Below are 14,672 nucleotides of genomic sequence, written 5' to 3'. Positions count from 1 at the left end.
CGCACCGCGCGACACGACCGACGCCGCACCGCGCGACACGACCGACGCCGCACCGCGCGACACGACCGACGCCGCACGCGACGCCGACGGCCGGGCGACCACCGGCAGCACCACGGAGGAACCATGACCATCAAGCCGGACCTGACCCAGCCGATCCCGGACGACCTCGGCGCCGTGCACTTCGTCGGCATCGGCGGCTCCGGCATGAGCGGCATCGCCCGGATGTTCCTCGCCGCCGGGCACACCGTCAGCGGCAGCGACTCCCGCGAGACCGCCACGACGCAGACCATGCGCGACCTCGGTGCGACGGTCCACATCGGGCACGACGCCGCGAACGTGGGTGCCGCGGACACCATCGTGGTCACGAGCGCGCTCTGGCCGGACAACCCCGAGCTGCTCGAGGCGCAGCGTCGCGGCCTGCCCGTGCTGCACCGCTCCCAGGCCCTCGCCGCGCTCATCGCCGGGCAGCGGCTCGTCGCCGTCGCCGGCGCGCACGGCAAGACCACCTCGACCGGCATGATCGTCACCGCCCTCGTCGAGCTCGGCCTCGATCCGAGCTTCGTCAACGGCGGTGTCATCCAGTCCCTCGGCACGAGTTCGGCCCCCGGGTCGAGCGACCTCTTCGTGGTCGAGGCCGACGAGTCCGACGGCTCGTTCCTGCTCTACGACGTCGCCGTGGCCCTCGTGACGAACGTCGACGCCGACCACCTCGACCACTACGGCAGCGAGGAGGCCTTCATCGAGGCCTTCGTCGAGTTCACCGCGAAGGCCTCCGAGCGCGTCGTCATCTCGAGCGACGACGACGGGGCGAAGCGCGTCACCGCCGGGATCCGCGAGCGTCCGGACGCCCCCGAGATCGTGACCTTCGGCGAAGCCGCCGACGCCGACGTCCGCATCGAGCGGATCACCGAGGCAGCCGGCGTCGAGGTCGACTTCCGCGCGGCCGGCGAGTCGCACCACCTGACCCTGCGCGTCCCCGGGCGGCACAACGCCGTCAACGCGGTCGGCGCGTTCGCAGTCCTCACCGGTCTCGGCGTGGCGCCGGCCGACGCGGTCCGCGGGATCGAGGCCTTCGGCGGGACGCAGCGGCGCTTCGAGCTGCACGGCGTCGAGCGCGGCGTGGCGGTGTACGACGACTACGCGCACCACCCGACCGAGGTCGCGGCGGCGCTCAGGGCCGCACGGAACGTCGTCGGCGACGGTCGCATCATCGCCATCCACCAGCCGCACCTCTACTCGCGCACGCGGCTCATGGCCGGCGACTTCGCCAAGGTCTACGAGGAGCTCGCCGACCACACGGTCGTGCTCGACGTCTACGGCGCCCGGGAGGACCCCGAGCCCGGCGTGACCGGTGCCCTGGTGCAGGAGCGCTTCCACGACCAGTCCCGCGTGGACTTCCTGCCCGACTGGGACGAGGCGTCAGCCCGGGCCGCCGCGGTCGCGCACGAGGGCGACCTCATCATGACCCTGAGCTGCGGCGACGTGTACCGGATCATCCCGCAGGTGCTCGGTGCGCTCCACGACGACTCCGAGGGGACGCCGGCCCGGTGAAGCGTCCCGAGGGGTTCGACGAGCGTCCGGAGTCGGCCGCTCCGGAGACGGGCGCCCCGGCGCCACGGCAGCGTCGTGCCCCCCGCCCACCGCGTCGCGCGGTCCCGCCGACGCCGGACGACGGCCTGGAGGCACGGCTCGACCCCGCCCCGCCGGCCGCGGACGCCGAGACGGACAGCACGCCGGGGACGTCCCCGCGTGAGCGCGCCGAGGCCTTCGCCGGCACCGCCGGTCGTCGGCTCGGCGCCGGACTGTCGTCCGTCGCCGGCCGCCTCCGCGCGTACGCGCCGGACGAGGACCACGCCACGGCGCACGACGAGTCGCGCCCCGTCGCGGACACCGCGCCCCGCCACGACGGGACGCGACGTCCGCACGGGGGCGCGAACGAGCACGACGAGCTCGCCGAGCACGACGAACGCGCCGAGCACGACGACCGCGACGCCGGCTCCGCGACCGACGCCCGGGTCACCGACGTCCTCGAGACGCCGATCGGCGCGCGCGTGCGTGCCGCTGAGACCGCCCGCGAGGCCCGCATCGCGAAGCGCCGCCGACGCCTGCTCGAGCGCGCCGAGGTCCGGCGATTCACCCGACGGAGTCGGCACCGTCGTGCGGTCTGGATCACGGCGGCCGGCATCGTCGTCGTCCTCGGCGCGTCGATCCTCGTCGCGGTGTACTCCCCGCTCATGGCGTTGCAGACCATCGAGGTCAAGGGCACGAACCGCGTCGACGACGCCGCGCTCCGGCGGGCGCTCTCCGGGCAGATCGGCACGCCGCTCGCCCGCCTCGACTTCGACGAGGTGAAGCGCGACATCGCGGAGTTCCCCCTGGTGGAGAGCTACGTGACGGAGGAGGCACCCCCGCACACGCTCGTGGTGACCGTGACCGAGCGCACCCCGGTGGTCGCCGTGCGGTCCGGGCGCTCTTTCGACCTCGTCGACCCCGCCGGGATCGTCGTGCAGTCGGCGAAGGCCCGCCCGGCGACGATGCCGCTCGCGGACATCGGCAGCGCGAAGCTCGGCTCGCGTGTGTTCCGCACCATGACCGAGGTGGTCCTCGCGCTCCCGTCGACCGTCCGCTCGCAGACGAAGGCCGTCGCGGCCTCGACCGCGGACGACGTCACCCTGACCCTGCAGGACGGCTCGAAGGTGGTCTGGGGGAGCCCCGACTCGTCCGACGCCAAGGCGCGCCTGCTGGCCGCCCTCGTCAAGGACCACGAGGCCAGGAACCCCGGGACCGTCGTGGAGTACGACGTCAGCGCGCCGGACAACGGCGTGATCCGCGCTGCGGGCTAGCCGGTCCCGCCGACGTCGTCGGACGGCCGGGACCGCGTGTGTCCGGGCGGAATCGCGCGACACGCGGCGTGGCGGCTGGGCAGCGTGCGGAGGGCACCCGTAGCGTCGACGCAAGCACCACACCTAGCAGCAAAAACCCTGACTTTCAAGTAGAGGTTGAGGGTTCAACCGGAGGCCGGACTGACGTGACCACGAACCACAACTACCTCGCCGTCATCAAGGTCGTCGGAGTCGGCGGCGGCGGCGTCAACGCCGTCAACCGCATGATCGAGCTCGGCCTCCGCGGCGTGGAGTTCATCGCGATCAACACCGACGCACAGGCCCTGCTGCTCAGCGACGCCGACGTCAAGCTCGACGTCGGTCGCGAGATCACCCGCGGCCTCGGTGCCGGCGCGGACCCCGAGGTCGGCCGGCGTGCCGCCGAGGACCACGCCGAGGAGATCGAGGAGGCCCTCGCCGGCGCCGACATGGTCTTCGTCACCGCCGGTGAGGGCGGCGGGACCGGCACGGGTGGTGCTCCCGTGGTCGCCCGCATCGCGAAGTCGATCGGTGCGCTGACCATCGGTGTCGTCACCAAGCCGTTCAGCTTCGAGGGCAAGCGCCGGCAGTCCCAGGCCGAGAACGGCGTCGCGTCGCTCAAGGACGAGGTCGACACGCTCATCGTCGTGCCGAACGACCGCCTGCTCGAGATCTCCGACCGCGGCATCTCCATGGTCGAGGCGTTCGCCACCGCCGACCAGGTGCTCCTCGCCGGTGTCCAGGGCATCACCGACCTCATCACGACCCCGGGCCTCATCAACCTCGACTTCGCCGACGTCAAGTCGGTGATGCAGGGTGCGGGTTCGGCGCTCATGGGCATCGGCTCGTCCCGCGGGGCGGACCGGGCGATCAAGGCGGCCGAGCTCGCCGTCGCCAGCCCGCTGCTCGAGGCCTCGATCGACGGCGCGCACGGCGTGCTGCTCTCGATCCAGGGCGGTTCGAACCTCGGCATCTTCGAGATCAACGACGCCGCCCGCCTGGTGCAGGAGGCCGTCCACCCCGAGGCGAACATCATCTTCGGTGCGGTCATCGACGACACCCTCGGCGACGAGGTCCGCGTGACCGTCATCGCCGCGGGCTTCGACGGCGGCGAGCCGACCGGGCAGCAGAAGGAGCGTCGCTCGAGCTGGGTCGACCCCGAGGCCGGGGCGACGTCGCCGGTGGCGGCCGGCGCGACCGGTGCGGTCGACGACGCCGCACCCTCGACCCCCTCGTGGGCGTCGCAGGAGCACCAGGCGCCGGCGCAGCGCGCCGCCGACCCGGCGTTCGACGACGACGACGACGAGCTCGACGTCCCCGACTTCCTGAAGTAGGCCGACCATGGCAGGTGAGTCGCGCCGCCCCACCGGCACGGCCGCCACGCCGCTGGCGCGTCGTGTCGGAACCGGCGTCGTGGGCCCTCCGTCTGCCCCGTCCCACGACGACGGACTGGAGGCGCGACTCGCGTCCGTCAGGGCGGGCATCGCGGACGCGGCGCGGGTGGCGGGGCGCAGCCCCGACGAGCTGACGCTCGTCGTCGTCACCAAGTACCACCCGGCGTCACTCGTGCGCGAACTCGCTGCGCTCGGTGTCACCGACGTGGGGGAGAACCGCCACCAGGAGGCCCAGGCGAAGGCCGCGGAGCTCGCCGACCTGCCGCTCACCTGGCACTTCGTCGGGCAGCTCCAGTCGAAGAAGGCCCGGCAGGCGCGGCGGTACGCACACGTCGTGCAGTCACTCGACCGGGACTCGGTGGTGGACGCGTTCGCGCCGACCGCCGCCGAGCCGGAGCCACCGGTCATCGACGGTTTCGTGCAGGTCAACCTCACGGACGACCCGGGCCGCGGTGGCGTGCGGCCCGACGCCGTCGAGGCGATGGTCGAGCGGGTGTTGGGCACCGGGACGATCCGGTTGCGGGGCGTCATGGCGGTCGCACCGCTCGACGAGGAACCCCGAGCGGCGTTCGCCCGGCTCCGTGGGATCTCGGAGCGGGTGGTCTCCCTCGCGCCCGCCGCGACGGACATCAGCGCCGGCATGAGCGGCGACTACGCGGAGGCGATCGCCGCGGGCGCGACACACCTCCGGATCGGGACCGCAATCACCGGGAAACGGCCGGACGCACCGTAGCCTCGACAGCAGGGCAACCACGAGCACGAACCCGGGAGGAACCATGGCTGGTCCGCTGAAGAAGACGATGGTCTACCTCGGCCTCGCCGACGAGGAACTCGAGTACGAGGACGAGCCGCAGGCCACCCCGGCGCGCGCGCAGGCAGCACCCGCCGCCGCTGCTCCGGCTGCCCCGGAGAACCCGGTGGCGGCTGCACCCGCACCGACCCCGGCCCCCGAGCCCAAGGCGCACACCTCGCAGCGCGGTGCCCAGGTCACCCCGCTCCGCCGCTCGCACACGACCGCACAGAAGGCGACCCCGGTCCAGGAAATGAACGAGATCCTCACCGTCCACCCCCGCGAGTACAAGGACGCGCAGTCCATCGCCGAGAGCTTCCGTGACGGCATCCCCGTGATCATCAACCTCACGCAGATGACCGAGGCGGACGCGCGTCGCATGATCGACTTCGCCTCGGGGCTGTCGCTCGGCCTCTACGGCAAGATCGAGCGCGTCACGAACAAGGTGTTCCTCCTCTCCCCGGCCCACGTCGCAGTGAGCGGTGAGGCGCCTGAGGTAGAGTCCGACATCGAGGCGAACTTCTTCGCCCAGTCCTGAGCCGGACCCAGCGCGCGCTCACCGCCCGCGCTGACCGGCCGGCCCACCCGCCCGTGGCCGTCCGTCCCTGACCGACCGGTCCGGGGAGCAGCCACCCGAGACGAGCGAGCCCCACCGTGACCGCGATCCTCACGATCCTGTCCTACGCACTCCTGCTGTACATCATCGTGCTCTGGGGCCGGTTCGCCCTGGACCTCGTGCAGACCTTCAACCGGCAGTGGCGCCCCCGTGGCGGACTGCTCGTGGTGGCCGACGTGGTCTACACGGTCACGGACCCGCCCATCCGGTTCGTGCGCCGACTCCTCCCGCCCATGCGGATGGGACCGGTCGCCCTGGACTTCGGCTGGACGATCGTGCTGCTCGTGGCGATCATCGTCCGGTTCATCGTCAACCTGCTCATCGCGGCCTCGGCCACGGCCTGATCCAGCCGCGACACGCGCCACGCCAGGCGCGGTGACGACTCCCCGACCCCGTCGGTGTACGGTGGTCGGGATCGATGCCCGCTCCGGCGCGGCATCCGCACCACGCGGTGCGACTGGTAGGTTCGGTCGCACCGGGAGTGGTTCCACACGTTCAGCAGTTCTATTGAGGTGACGGCAATGGCTTTGACGCCGGAAGACGTAGTCAACAAGCGGTTCCAGCCGACGAAGTTCCGTGAGGGCTACGACCAGGACGAGGTCGACGACTTCCTCGACGAGGTCGTGGTCGAGCTCCGTCGCCTGACCGCGGAGAACGACGAGCTGCGCCAGCGCCTGCAGGCCGCCGAGTCGGCGCCGAAGCCGGCCGCGACCGAGCAGGTCGCCGAGCAGCCCGAGTCGACCCCCGAGCCCGAGCCGGCCCCCGTCGCCGCCGCTCCGGAGCCCACGCCGGTCGCCGCCGCCGCTGCACCCGCTGCGGCCACGGTCTCCCCGGACGAGGACACCGAGGGCACGACGAACCTCCTCACGCTCGCCCGTCGTCTCCACGAGGAGCACGTCCGCGAGGGCATCGAGAAGCGCGACGCGCTCATCGCCGAGGGCACCGCGCAGGCCGCTCGCCTGGTCTCCGACGCCGAGGCCAAGCAGCGCCAGATCATCGCCGACACCGAGAACACGAACCGCCAGCGTGTCGCGGTGCTCGAGCCGGAGCAGCGCCAGCTCGAGGGCAAGATCGACGAGCTCCGCACGTTCGAGCGCGACTACCGTGCGCAGCTCAAGAGCTACATCCAGGGGCAGCTCAACGAGCTCGAGACCTCTGGCGGCACCGAGCAGTCCGGCTTCGCGCCGGCCTCTGCCTCGGGCGTCGGCAACTGACGTTGTCACGACCCGCACCACGAGCGAAGGTCAGTGTCCGCGCGATCGCGGCACTGGCCTTCGCCGCTGTCGTCGTGGTGGCGTTCGACCAGACGGCGAAGGCGCTCGTCGTCGCGCACCTGCCGTACGGCCAGGTGGTCCCCGTGCTCGGGGGCGCGCTGCAGTTCCTCTACGTCCGGAACCCCGGGGCCGCGTTCTCCTTCGCGGTGAACATGACCTGGGTGTTCTCGATCGTCTCCGCGGCCGTCGTCGTCGCCATCGTCGTGTTCGCGCGGCGGATCCGGTCCATGTGGTGGGCGATCGTCCTCGGCATGCTGCTCGGCGGTGCGCTCGGCAACCTGCTCGACCGGCTCTTCCGTGAGCCCGGGTTCGGTCGAGGCCACGTCGTGGACTTCATCTCGACGCCGTGGATGATGCCCGCGATCTACAACATCGCCGACTCGTTCATCTGCGTCAGCATGGTGATCTTCGTCCTGCTCGTGATCCTCGGCGTGAACCTCGACGGCACCCGTGCCGTGAGCGAGAAGCAGCGACGCGAGCGGGACGCAGCGGACGCGAGCGCCGAGGCGGAGGCGAGCAGTGCCTCCCGGCCGCTCGTCGACGACCCGCGCGCGCCGCGTGACGGACGCGACGCGCACGGCCGTGACCAGCTCGGCCACGACGCCACGTGAGGCACGACCGTTGAGTGAGACCCGATCCCTCCCCGTCCCGGACGGCCTCGCGGGCGAGCGCGTCGACGCCGCCATCGCGAAGCTGCTCGGGTTCAGCCGGTCGTTCGCGGCCGACGTCGTCGCGGCCGGAGGCGTGACCGTCGACGGCGTCACGGCGGACAAGTCCGACCGGCTGCACGCGGACTCCTGGCTCCAGGTCGAGTGGACGCCGAAGGAAGCTCCGCGCATCGTCCCCGTCGAGGTGCCCGGCATGACGATCGCGCACGACGACGAGGACATCGTCGTCGTGGACAAGCCGATCGGCGTCGCGGCACACCCCTCGCCCGGGTGGGACGGCCCGACCGTGCCGGGCGGCCTCGCAGCCGCCGGCTTCACGATCGCGACCTCCGGCGCGGCCGAGCGCGCGGGCATCGTGCACCGGGTCGACGTCGGGACCTCCGGGCTGATGGTCGTCGCCAAGACCGAGCTCGCGTACACCCACCTGAAGCGCGCGTTCAAGGAGCGGACGGTCGACAAGGTCTACCACGCGCTCGCCCAGGGCCACCCGGACCCGACCTCCGGCACCATCGACGCCCCGATCGGCCGGCACCCGTCGAGCGACTGGAAGTTCGCGGTCACGGCGGACGGCAAGCCGAGCGTGACGCACTACGAGACGCTCGAGGCCTTCCGGTCGGCGACGCTGCTCGAGGTGCACCTCGAGACGGGTCGGACGCACCAGATCCGCGTGCACATGGCGGCGACCCGGCACCCGCTCGTCGGGGACACGATGTACGGGGCCGATCCGGTGCTCGCGAACGAGCTCGGGCTGACCCGGCAGTGGCTCGATGCGGTGCGGCTCGGCTTCGAGCACCCGCGCACGGGGGAGTGGGTGGAGTTCCAGGCGTCGTACCCGGAGGACCTGCAGGAGGCGCTCGACCGCATCCGCGCCGCGTAGGCGGGGTGCGGCGCCGGTGCTCGGCGCGGCGGCTCGCCCGGGCGCGGGCGCCGTGGTCGCGGAAACCGTCGCTCGAGGGGGTGGCGGGCGACGGTTCCTGCGACCACCCTGGTACGCCGACGGCGTGTTGCGCGACCGGGACGTCGCGCCCCGCGCGTGGCGCGACCCGGTCCCGGCCTGGAGGCGCGTGGCGGGGCCGCCCCGGGCCTCCCGTCCGGCGCGGTGCGGCGCGGCGCGGCCGCGCGCCACGGCACGCGCGCCGAGAGGGCACGAACCGTCGCTCCCGCCGGCGGACGGCGACACTTCGCGACCACGCGGCACCGCGGATGCGGCGTGTCCCGACCGATCGACGGCGCCCGCCCACGTGAGTCACCGAGCGCCACGCCGCCACGCCCGGGAATGTGGGTGGCCGCGGTTAGGCTGTTCCCACACCGCAGCAGCTCCCGCGAACCGGAGGTTCCGTGTCGGATTCCGACTCCTTCGTCCACCTGCACGTGCACAGCGAGTACTCGATGCTCGACGGTGCCGCGCGTCTCGGCGACCTCGTGGCCGAGACGGCCGCGCAGGGCATGCCCGCCGTCGCCGTCACCGACCACGGCAACATGTTCGGCGCGTTCGAGTTCTGGAAGGCGGCGAAGGCCGGCGGCGTCAAGCCGATCATCGGGACCGAGGCGTACATCACGCCGCGCACGCACCGCTCCGACAAGACCCGCGTGCGCTGGGGTGACGGCGGCGGGGACGACGTCTCCGGTGCGGGTTCGTACACCCACATGACGATGTTCGCCGAGAACACCACGGGCATGCACAACCTGTTCCGGCTGTCGTCGAAGGCCTCGCTCGAGGGCTACTACTTCAAGCCCCGCATGGACATCGAGCTGCTGCAGGAGTACCACGAGGGCATCATCGCGACGACGGGCTGCCCCTCGGGTGAGATCCAGACGCGCCTGCGCCTCGGGCAGTACGACGAGGCGGTGCAGGCCGCGGCGGACTACCGCGACATCTTCGGCAAGGAGAACTACTTCGCCGAGATCATGGACCACGGGCTCGAGATCGAGCGGCGGATCATGAGCGACCTCATCCGCCTCGCCAAGGACCTCGGGATCCCGCTGGTCGGCACGAACGACCTCCACTACACGCACGCCCACGACGCCAAGTCGCACGCGGCCCTGCGCTGCGTCCAGTCCGGCGCGACGCTGAACGACCCGAACCGGTTCAAGTTCGACGCCGACGAGTTCTACCTCAAGACCCCGCAGCAGATGCGGCACCTGTTCCGTGACAGCCCGGAAGCCTGCGACAACACGCTGCTCATCGCCGAGCGGTGCAACGTCGAGTTCGACACCGCGGCGAACTACATGCCGAAGTTCCCGGTGCCCGAGGGCGAGACCGAGCACTCCTGGTTCGAGAAGGAGGTCCGCAAGGGCCTCGAGTACCGCTACCCGGACGGCATCTCGCCCGAGGTGCAGGAGCGCGCCGACTACGAGGTCGGGATCATCAACCAGATGGGCTTCCCGGGGTACTTCCTCGTCGTCGCCGACTTCATCAACTGGTCGAAGAACAACGGCATCCGCGTCGGACCGGGCCGTGGTTCCGGCGCCGGGTCGATGGTGGCGTACGCGATGCGCATCACCGACCTCGACCCGATCCGGCACGGCCTCATCTTCGAGCGCTTCCTCAACCCGGACCGCGTCTCGATGCCCGACTTCGACGTCGACTTCGACGACCGGCGCCGCGGTGAGGCGATCAAGTACGTCACCGAGAAGTACGGCTCCGAGCGTGTCGCGCAGATCGTCACCTACGGCACCATCAAGGCGAAGCAGGCGCTCAAGGACTCCTCGCGCGTCCTCGGCTTCCCGTTCGGCATGGGCGAGAAGCTCACCAAGGCGATGCCGCCGCCCGTGATGGGCAAGGACATCCCGCTCACCGGGATCTTCGACACGGACCACCCGCGCTACAAGGAGGCCGTCGACGTCCGGACGGTCGTCGAGACCGACCCCGAAGCGAAGACGGTCTTCGACACCGCGCTCGGGCTCGAGGGGCTGAAGCGCCAGTGGGGCGTGCACGCGGCCGGCGTCATCATGTCGAGCGACCCGCTCATCGACATCATCCCGATCATGAAGCGGGAGCAGGACGGCCAGATCGTCACGCAGTTCGACTACCCGGCAGCGGAGTCGCTCGGCCTGATCAAGATGGACTTCCTGGGGCTCCGCAACCTCACGATCATCAGCGACGCCCTCGACAACATCCGGACGAACCGGGGGACCGAGCTCGACCTCGAGACGATGGGCCTCGAGGACGACGAGGCCTACAAGCTCCTCCAGCGCGGCGACACGCTCGGGGTGTTCCAGCTCGACGGTGGCCCGATGCGCGGTCTGCTCCGGCTCATGAAGCCGGACAACTTCGAGGACATCTCCGCGCTCATCGCCCTGTACCGTCCGGGGCCGATGGGTGCGAACTCGCACACGAACTACGCGCTGCGCAAGAACGGCGAGCAGCCGATCACCCCGATCCACCCGGAGCTCGCCGAGCCGCTGGCCGACATCCTGGACCAGACCTACGGTCTGATCATCTACCAGGAGCAGGTCATGGCCATCGCGCAGAAGGTCGCAGGCTTCTCACTCGGCCAGGCGGACATCCTCCGCCGCGCGATGGGCAAGAAGAAGAAGTCCGAGCTCGACAAGCAGTTCGCGGGCTTCGAGCAGGGCATGAAGGACAACGGCTACTCCGACGCGGCGATCAAGACGCTGTGGGACATCCTGCTGCCGTTCTCCGACTACGCGTTCAACAAAGCGCACTCGGCCGCGTACGGCGTGGTGTCCTTCTGGACGGCGTACCTCAAGGCGCACTACCCGGCCGAGTACATGGCCGCGCTGCTCACGAGCGTCGGTGACGCCCGCGACAAGCTCGCGCTCTACCTCAACGAGTGCCGCCGCATGGGCATCAAGGTCATGCCGCCGGACGTCAACGAGTCGATCGGGTTCTTCGCGGCCGTCGGCGACGACATCCGGTTCGGCATGGGCGCGATCCGCAACGTCGGCTTCAACGTCGTCGACGACATCGTGAAGGCGCGGACCGAGAAGGGCGCGTTCGAGTCGTTCCACGACTTCCTCCGCAAGATCCCGATCTCCTCCGCGAACAAGCGGACGGTCGAGTCGCTCATCAAGGCCGGCGCCTTCGACGAGTTCGGCAACAGCCGACGCTCGCTCGTCGAGATCCACGAGGGAGCCGTCGAGTCCGCGGTGAAGGTCAAGCGCGACGAGGCCAACGGCAACGTCGGGTTCGACTTCGACTCCCTCTTCGCCGAGGTCGCCGAGGAGCAGCCGACGGCCGCACCGGTCTCCCAGGTGCCGGACCGCCCCGAGTGGTCGAAGCGCGACAAGCTCGCGTTCGAGCGGGACATGCTCGGGCTCTACGTGTCCGACCACCCGCTCGCCGGCCTCGAGATCGAGCTCGCGAAGCACCAGTCGATCACCATCGCGGACCTCATCGCGGCGGACGACTCCGTCGAGGGCGAGACGGTCACGGTGGCGGGACTCCTCACGAGCGTGCAGCACCGCGTGGCGAAGTCGTCGGGCAACCCCTACGGCATCGTCCAGATCGAGGACTTCGGCGGCGAGATCGGCGTCATGTTCCTCGGCAAGACGTACCAGGAGTTCGGGCCGTCGCTCGTGGCGGACTCGATCGTCGTCCTCCGCGGCCGCGTGAACGTCCGTGACGACGGCAAGGCGCTGCACGCGGTCAGCATGTTCCAGCCGAACGTCGGCGACGTCATGGGTTCCGGTCCGTTGACGCTGTCGTTGCCCGAGCGGCAGGCGACCACCGAGACGGTCACCGAGCTCGCCGCGGTGCTCGGCCGGCACAGCGGGGAGACCGAGGTCCGGCTGAAGCTGCTCAAGGACGACGTCGCCCGGACGTTCGAGCTGCCGTTCCCGGTGAACCTGACGCCCGACCTGTTCGGCGAGCTGAAGAGCCTGCTCGGCCCGCGCTGCCTGGTCTGACGTGCACGGCGCGCCGGGTGACGCCGCTGCACCGCCCGACGCTGCGGTGCTGGCGGCGTTCGGCGTCGCCGACATCGCGCCGGTTCGCCTCGTCGGCGGACGCGGCATGACCTGGCGCGCCGGCCCGGTCGTGCTCCGCCCGCACGACGGGGCCGCCGTCACCGACTGGCGCGCCGCCGTGCTCGACGGCCTCGACGAAACGCCCGCGTTCCGGACGCCCCGGCCGGTCCGCACCACCACCGGAGCGTGGCGTGCGGGGGAGTGGGAGGCATGGGCGTGGGCACCGGGTCGCCCCGACCCCTCGCGGGTCGAGGCCGTCGTCGACGCGGGGCGCGCCTTCCACGACGCGATCGCCGGGCTGCGTCGTCCCGCGTTCCTGGAGGACCCGTCAGAGCTCCTCGACGACGCCTGGTCGCGCGCGGACCGGATGGCCTGGGGCGACGAGCCGCTGCCGACCGACCCGACGCTCGACCGGCTCGCGCGGGCGTTCCGGCCGGTGGCGACCCCGTCGCAGCTCGTGCACGGGGACCTGCTCGGCAACGTCCTCTTCGCCGACGGCGCCCCGCCGACGATCATCGACTGGCCGCCGTACTGGCGTCCCGCCGGCACCGGTGAGGCGGTCGCCGTGGTCGACGCGGTCTGCTGGCAGGGCGTCCCGACCTCCGCGCTGGTGCCGCTCGGGCACGGCACCCCGGACTGGCCGCAGCTCCTCGTCCGCGCGCTCGCGTTCCGCATCGCGACGCTGCACGTCCTCGGTGCGTGGGACGACCTCGCCGTGGCACGGCACGCTGCGGTCGTCGAGGCGGTCGCCCCCGTCTGACGGCCTGGAGGCACGGCCCGGCCCCGCCAGGAGGCTGTCGGCCGTCGTCGCTAGGCTTGGTGCCCTGATGATGCAGCGAATCGACCTCCGTGGTGGCCTCCCCGCCCGCGCCGAACTCCTCCGCCTCATGCCGCGTGCCGTCGGTGACGTCTCGCACGCCGTCGACGCCGCTCGCGAGCTCGTCGACGCGGTGCGGGAGCACGGGGCGGCGGCGCTCCGCGAGCAGGCCGTCCGTTTCGACGGCGGTGCCCCGGAGCACGTGCGGGTGCCGGCGGCCGAGATCGCGGCAGCGGTCGCGGGACTCACCCCCGAACTCCGCACGGCCCTCGACGAAGCGATCCGCCGTGTCCGTGCCGCGAGTGCCGCCCAGGTGCCCGCCGGGTCCGTCACCACCCTCGCGGACGGGGCCGAGGTGCACCAGCGCTGGCAGCCGATGCGTCGTGTCGGGCTCTACGTGCCCGGTGGCAAGGCCGTCTACCCGTCGAGCGTCGTCATGAACGTCGTGCCCGCGCAGATCGCCGGTGTCGGCTCGATCGCGTTGGTGTCCCCGCCGCAGCGTGCCCACGGCGGACACGTCCACCCGACGATCCTCGCGGCAGCGGGGCTCCTCGGCGTGGACGAGGTCTACGCGATGGGCGGTGCCGGCGCGGTCGGTGCCCTCGCGTACGGCGTGCCGGAGATCGGCCTCGAGCCAGTCGACCTCGTGACGGGCCCCGGCAACAACTACGTCGCGGCGGCGAAGCGGATCGTCCGCGGCACGGTCGGCATCGATTCCGAGGCCGGCGCCACCGAGATCCTCGTGATCGCCGACGACTCGGCCGACGCGGGGTACGTGGCCGCCGACCTCATCAGCCAGGCCGAGCACGACGAGCAGGCGGGCAGCGTGCTGGTGACCACGTCGCCGGCGTTCGCCGATGCGGTCGAGGCCGCGATCCCGGAACGCACCGAACGCGTGGGGACCGCCACGCGCCTCCAGACAGCCCTGGACGGTCCGCAGTCCGCGATCGTGCTCGTGGACTCGCTGGCCGATGCCGCGGCCGTGAGCAACGCCTACGGGCCGGAGCACCTCGAGATCCAGACCGCCGACGACGACGCGGTCCTCGCCGACATCGACGCCGCGGGTGCGGTGTTCGTGGGACCGAGCACTCCGGTGAGCCTCGGCGACTACCTCGCCGGGTCGAACCATGTCCTGCCGACCGGTGGGCAGGCGCGGTTCGGGTCCGGGCTCTCGGCGTCCACCTTCCTGCGGCCGCAGCAGGTGATCCGGTACACGGCCGAGGCGCTGGCCGAGGTCGCGCCGCACATCGTGGCGCTCGCGACCGAGGAACAGCTGCCCGCGCACGGAGCCGCCGTGACGGAGCGCACGAACCGATAGCC

The 14,672-nt window shown here is 71.6% G+C and carries 12 protein-coding genes; all 12 read left to right on the top strand.

Going from position 1 to position 14,672, the window contains the following annotated elements; translation table 11 throughout:
- Window positions 1–123 precede the first annotated feature (123 nt).
- Window positions 124–1,551, top strand: a complete 1,428-nt coding sequence (gene murC / locus IEY20_RS06325) for a UDP-N-acetylmuramate--L-alanine ligase (protein ID WP_175329656.1) — start codon at window positions 124–126, stop codon at window positions 1,549–1,551.
- The gene (locus IEY20_RS06320) at window positions 1,548–2,843 is read left to right on the top strand and encodes a cell division protein FtsQ/DivIB (protein ID WP_175329657.1); all 1,296 of its coding nucleotides are present in this window, start codon (window positions 1,548–1,550) and stop codon (window positions 2,841–2,843) included. The genes murC and IEY20_RS06320 overlap by 4 nt, the downstream gene beginning before the upstream one ends.
- Before the next feature lie 185 nt (window positions 2,844–3,028).
- Window positions 3,029–4,195 (top strand): cell division protein FtsZ, encoded by a 1,167-nt coding sequence (ftsZ, locus tag IEY20_RS06315; RefSeq protein ID WP_175329658.1) that lies wholly within the window; start codon window positions 3,029–3,031, stop codon window positions 4,193–4,195.
- 79 nt (window positions 4,196–4,274) lie between these two features.
- Window positions 4,275–4,988: a YggS family pyridoxal phosphate-dependent enzyme gene (locus tag IEY20_RS06310; protein WP_175329659.1), complete on the top strand. Its 714-nt coding sequence runs from the start codon at window positions 4,275–4,277 to the stop codon at window positions 4,986–4,988.
- Window positions 4,989–5,031: 43 nt separating this feature from the next.
- Window positions 5,032–5,583 carry a cell division protein SepF gene (locus tag IEY20_RS06305; protein ID WP_175329660.1) on the top strand — a complete coding sequence of 184 codons (552 nt, stop codon included), beginning with the start codon at window positions 5,032–5,034 and terminating at the stop codon, window positions 5,581–5,583.
- Between the two features lie 116 nt (window positions 5,584–5,699).
- Window positions 5,700–6,005 carry a YggT family protein gene (locus tag IEY20_RS06300; RefSeq protein ID WP_022904261.1) on the top strand — a complete coding sequence of 102 codons (306 nt, stop codon included), beginning with the start codon at window positions 5,700–5,702 and terminating at the stop codon, window positions 6,003–6,005.
- A gap of 177 nt (window positions 6,006–6,182) precedes the next feature.
- Window positions 6,183–6,875 (top strand): DivIVA domain-containing protein, encoded by a 693-nt coding sequence (locus IEY20_RS06295; protein ID WP_188888973.1) that lies wholly within the window; start codon window positions 6,183–6,185, stop codon window positions 6,873–6,875.
- 2 nt (window positions 6,876–6,877) lie between these two features.
- Window positions 6,878–7,546, top strand: a complete 669-nt coding sequence (gene lspA / locus IEY20_RS06290; RefSeq protein WP_175329661.1) for a signal peptidase II — start codon at window positions 6,878–6,880, stop codon at window positions 7,544–7,546.
- A 10-nt stretch (window positions 7,547–7,556) separates the two neighbouring features.
- Window positions 7,557–8,480, top strand: a complete 924-nt coding sequence (locus IEY20_RS06285; protein ID WP_175329662.1) for an RluA family pseudouridine synthase — start codon at window positions 7,557–7,559, stop codon at window positions 8,478–8,480.
- 512 nt (window positions 8,481–8,992) lie between these two features.
- Window positions 8,993–12,475: a DNA polymerase III subunit alpha gene (dnaE, locus tag IEY20_RS06280; protein WP_217504368.1), complete on the top strand. Its 3,483-nt coding sequence runs from the start codon at window positions 8,993–8,995 to the stop codon at window positions 12,473–12,475.
- A 1-nt stretch (window position 12,476) separates the two neighbouring features.
- Complete coding sequence (locus IEY20_RS06275; RefSeq protein ID WP_175328649.1) at window positions 12,477–13,295, top strand: hypothetical protein; 819 nt, start codon at window positions 12,477–12,479, stop codon at window positions 13,293–13,295.
- Window positions 13,296–13,362: 67 nt separating this feature from the next.
- Window positions 13,363–14,670 (top strand): histidinol dehydrogenase, encoded by a 1,308-nt coding sequence (hisD, locus tag IEY20_RS06270; protein WP_175328648.1) that lies wholly within the window; start codon window positions 13,363–13,365, stop codon window positions 14,668–14,670.
- Window positions 14,671–14,672 lie beyond the last annotated feature (2 nt).

The organism is Curtobacterium luteum (assembly GCF_014646995.1).
GTDB classification, from domain to species: domain Bacteria; phylum Actinomycetota; class Actinomycetes; order Actinomycetales; family Microbacteriaceae; genus Curtobacterium; species Curtobacterium luteum.
This window is presented reverse-complemented; position numbering and strand designations above follow the sequence as displayed.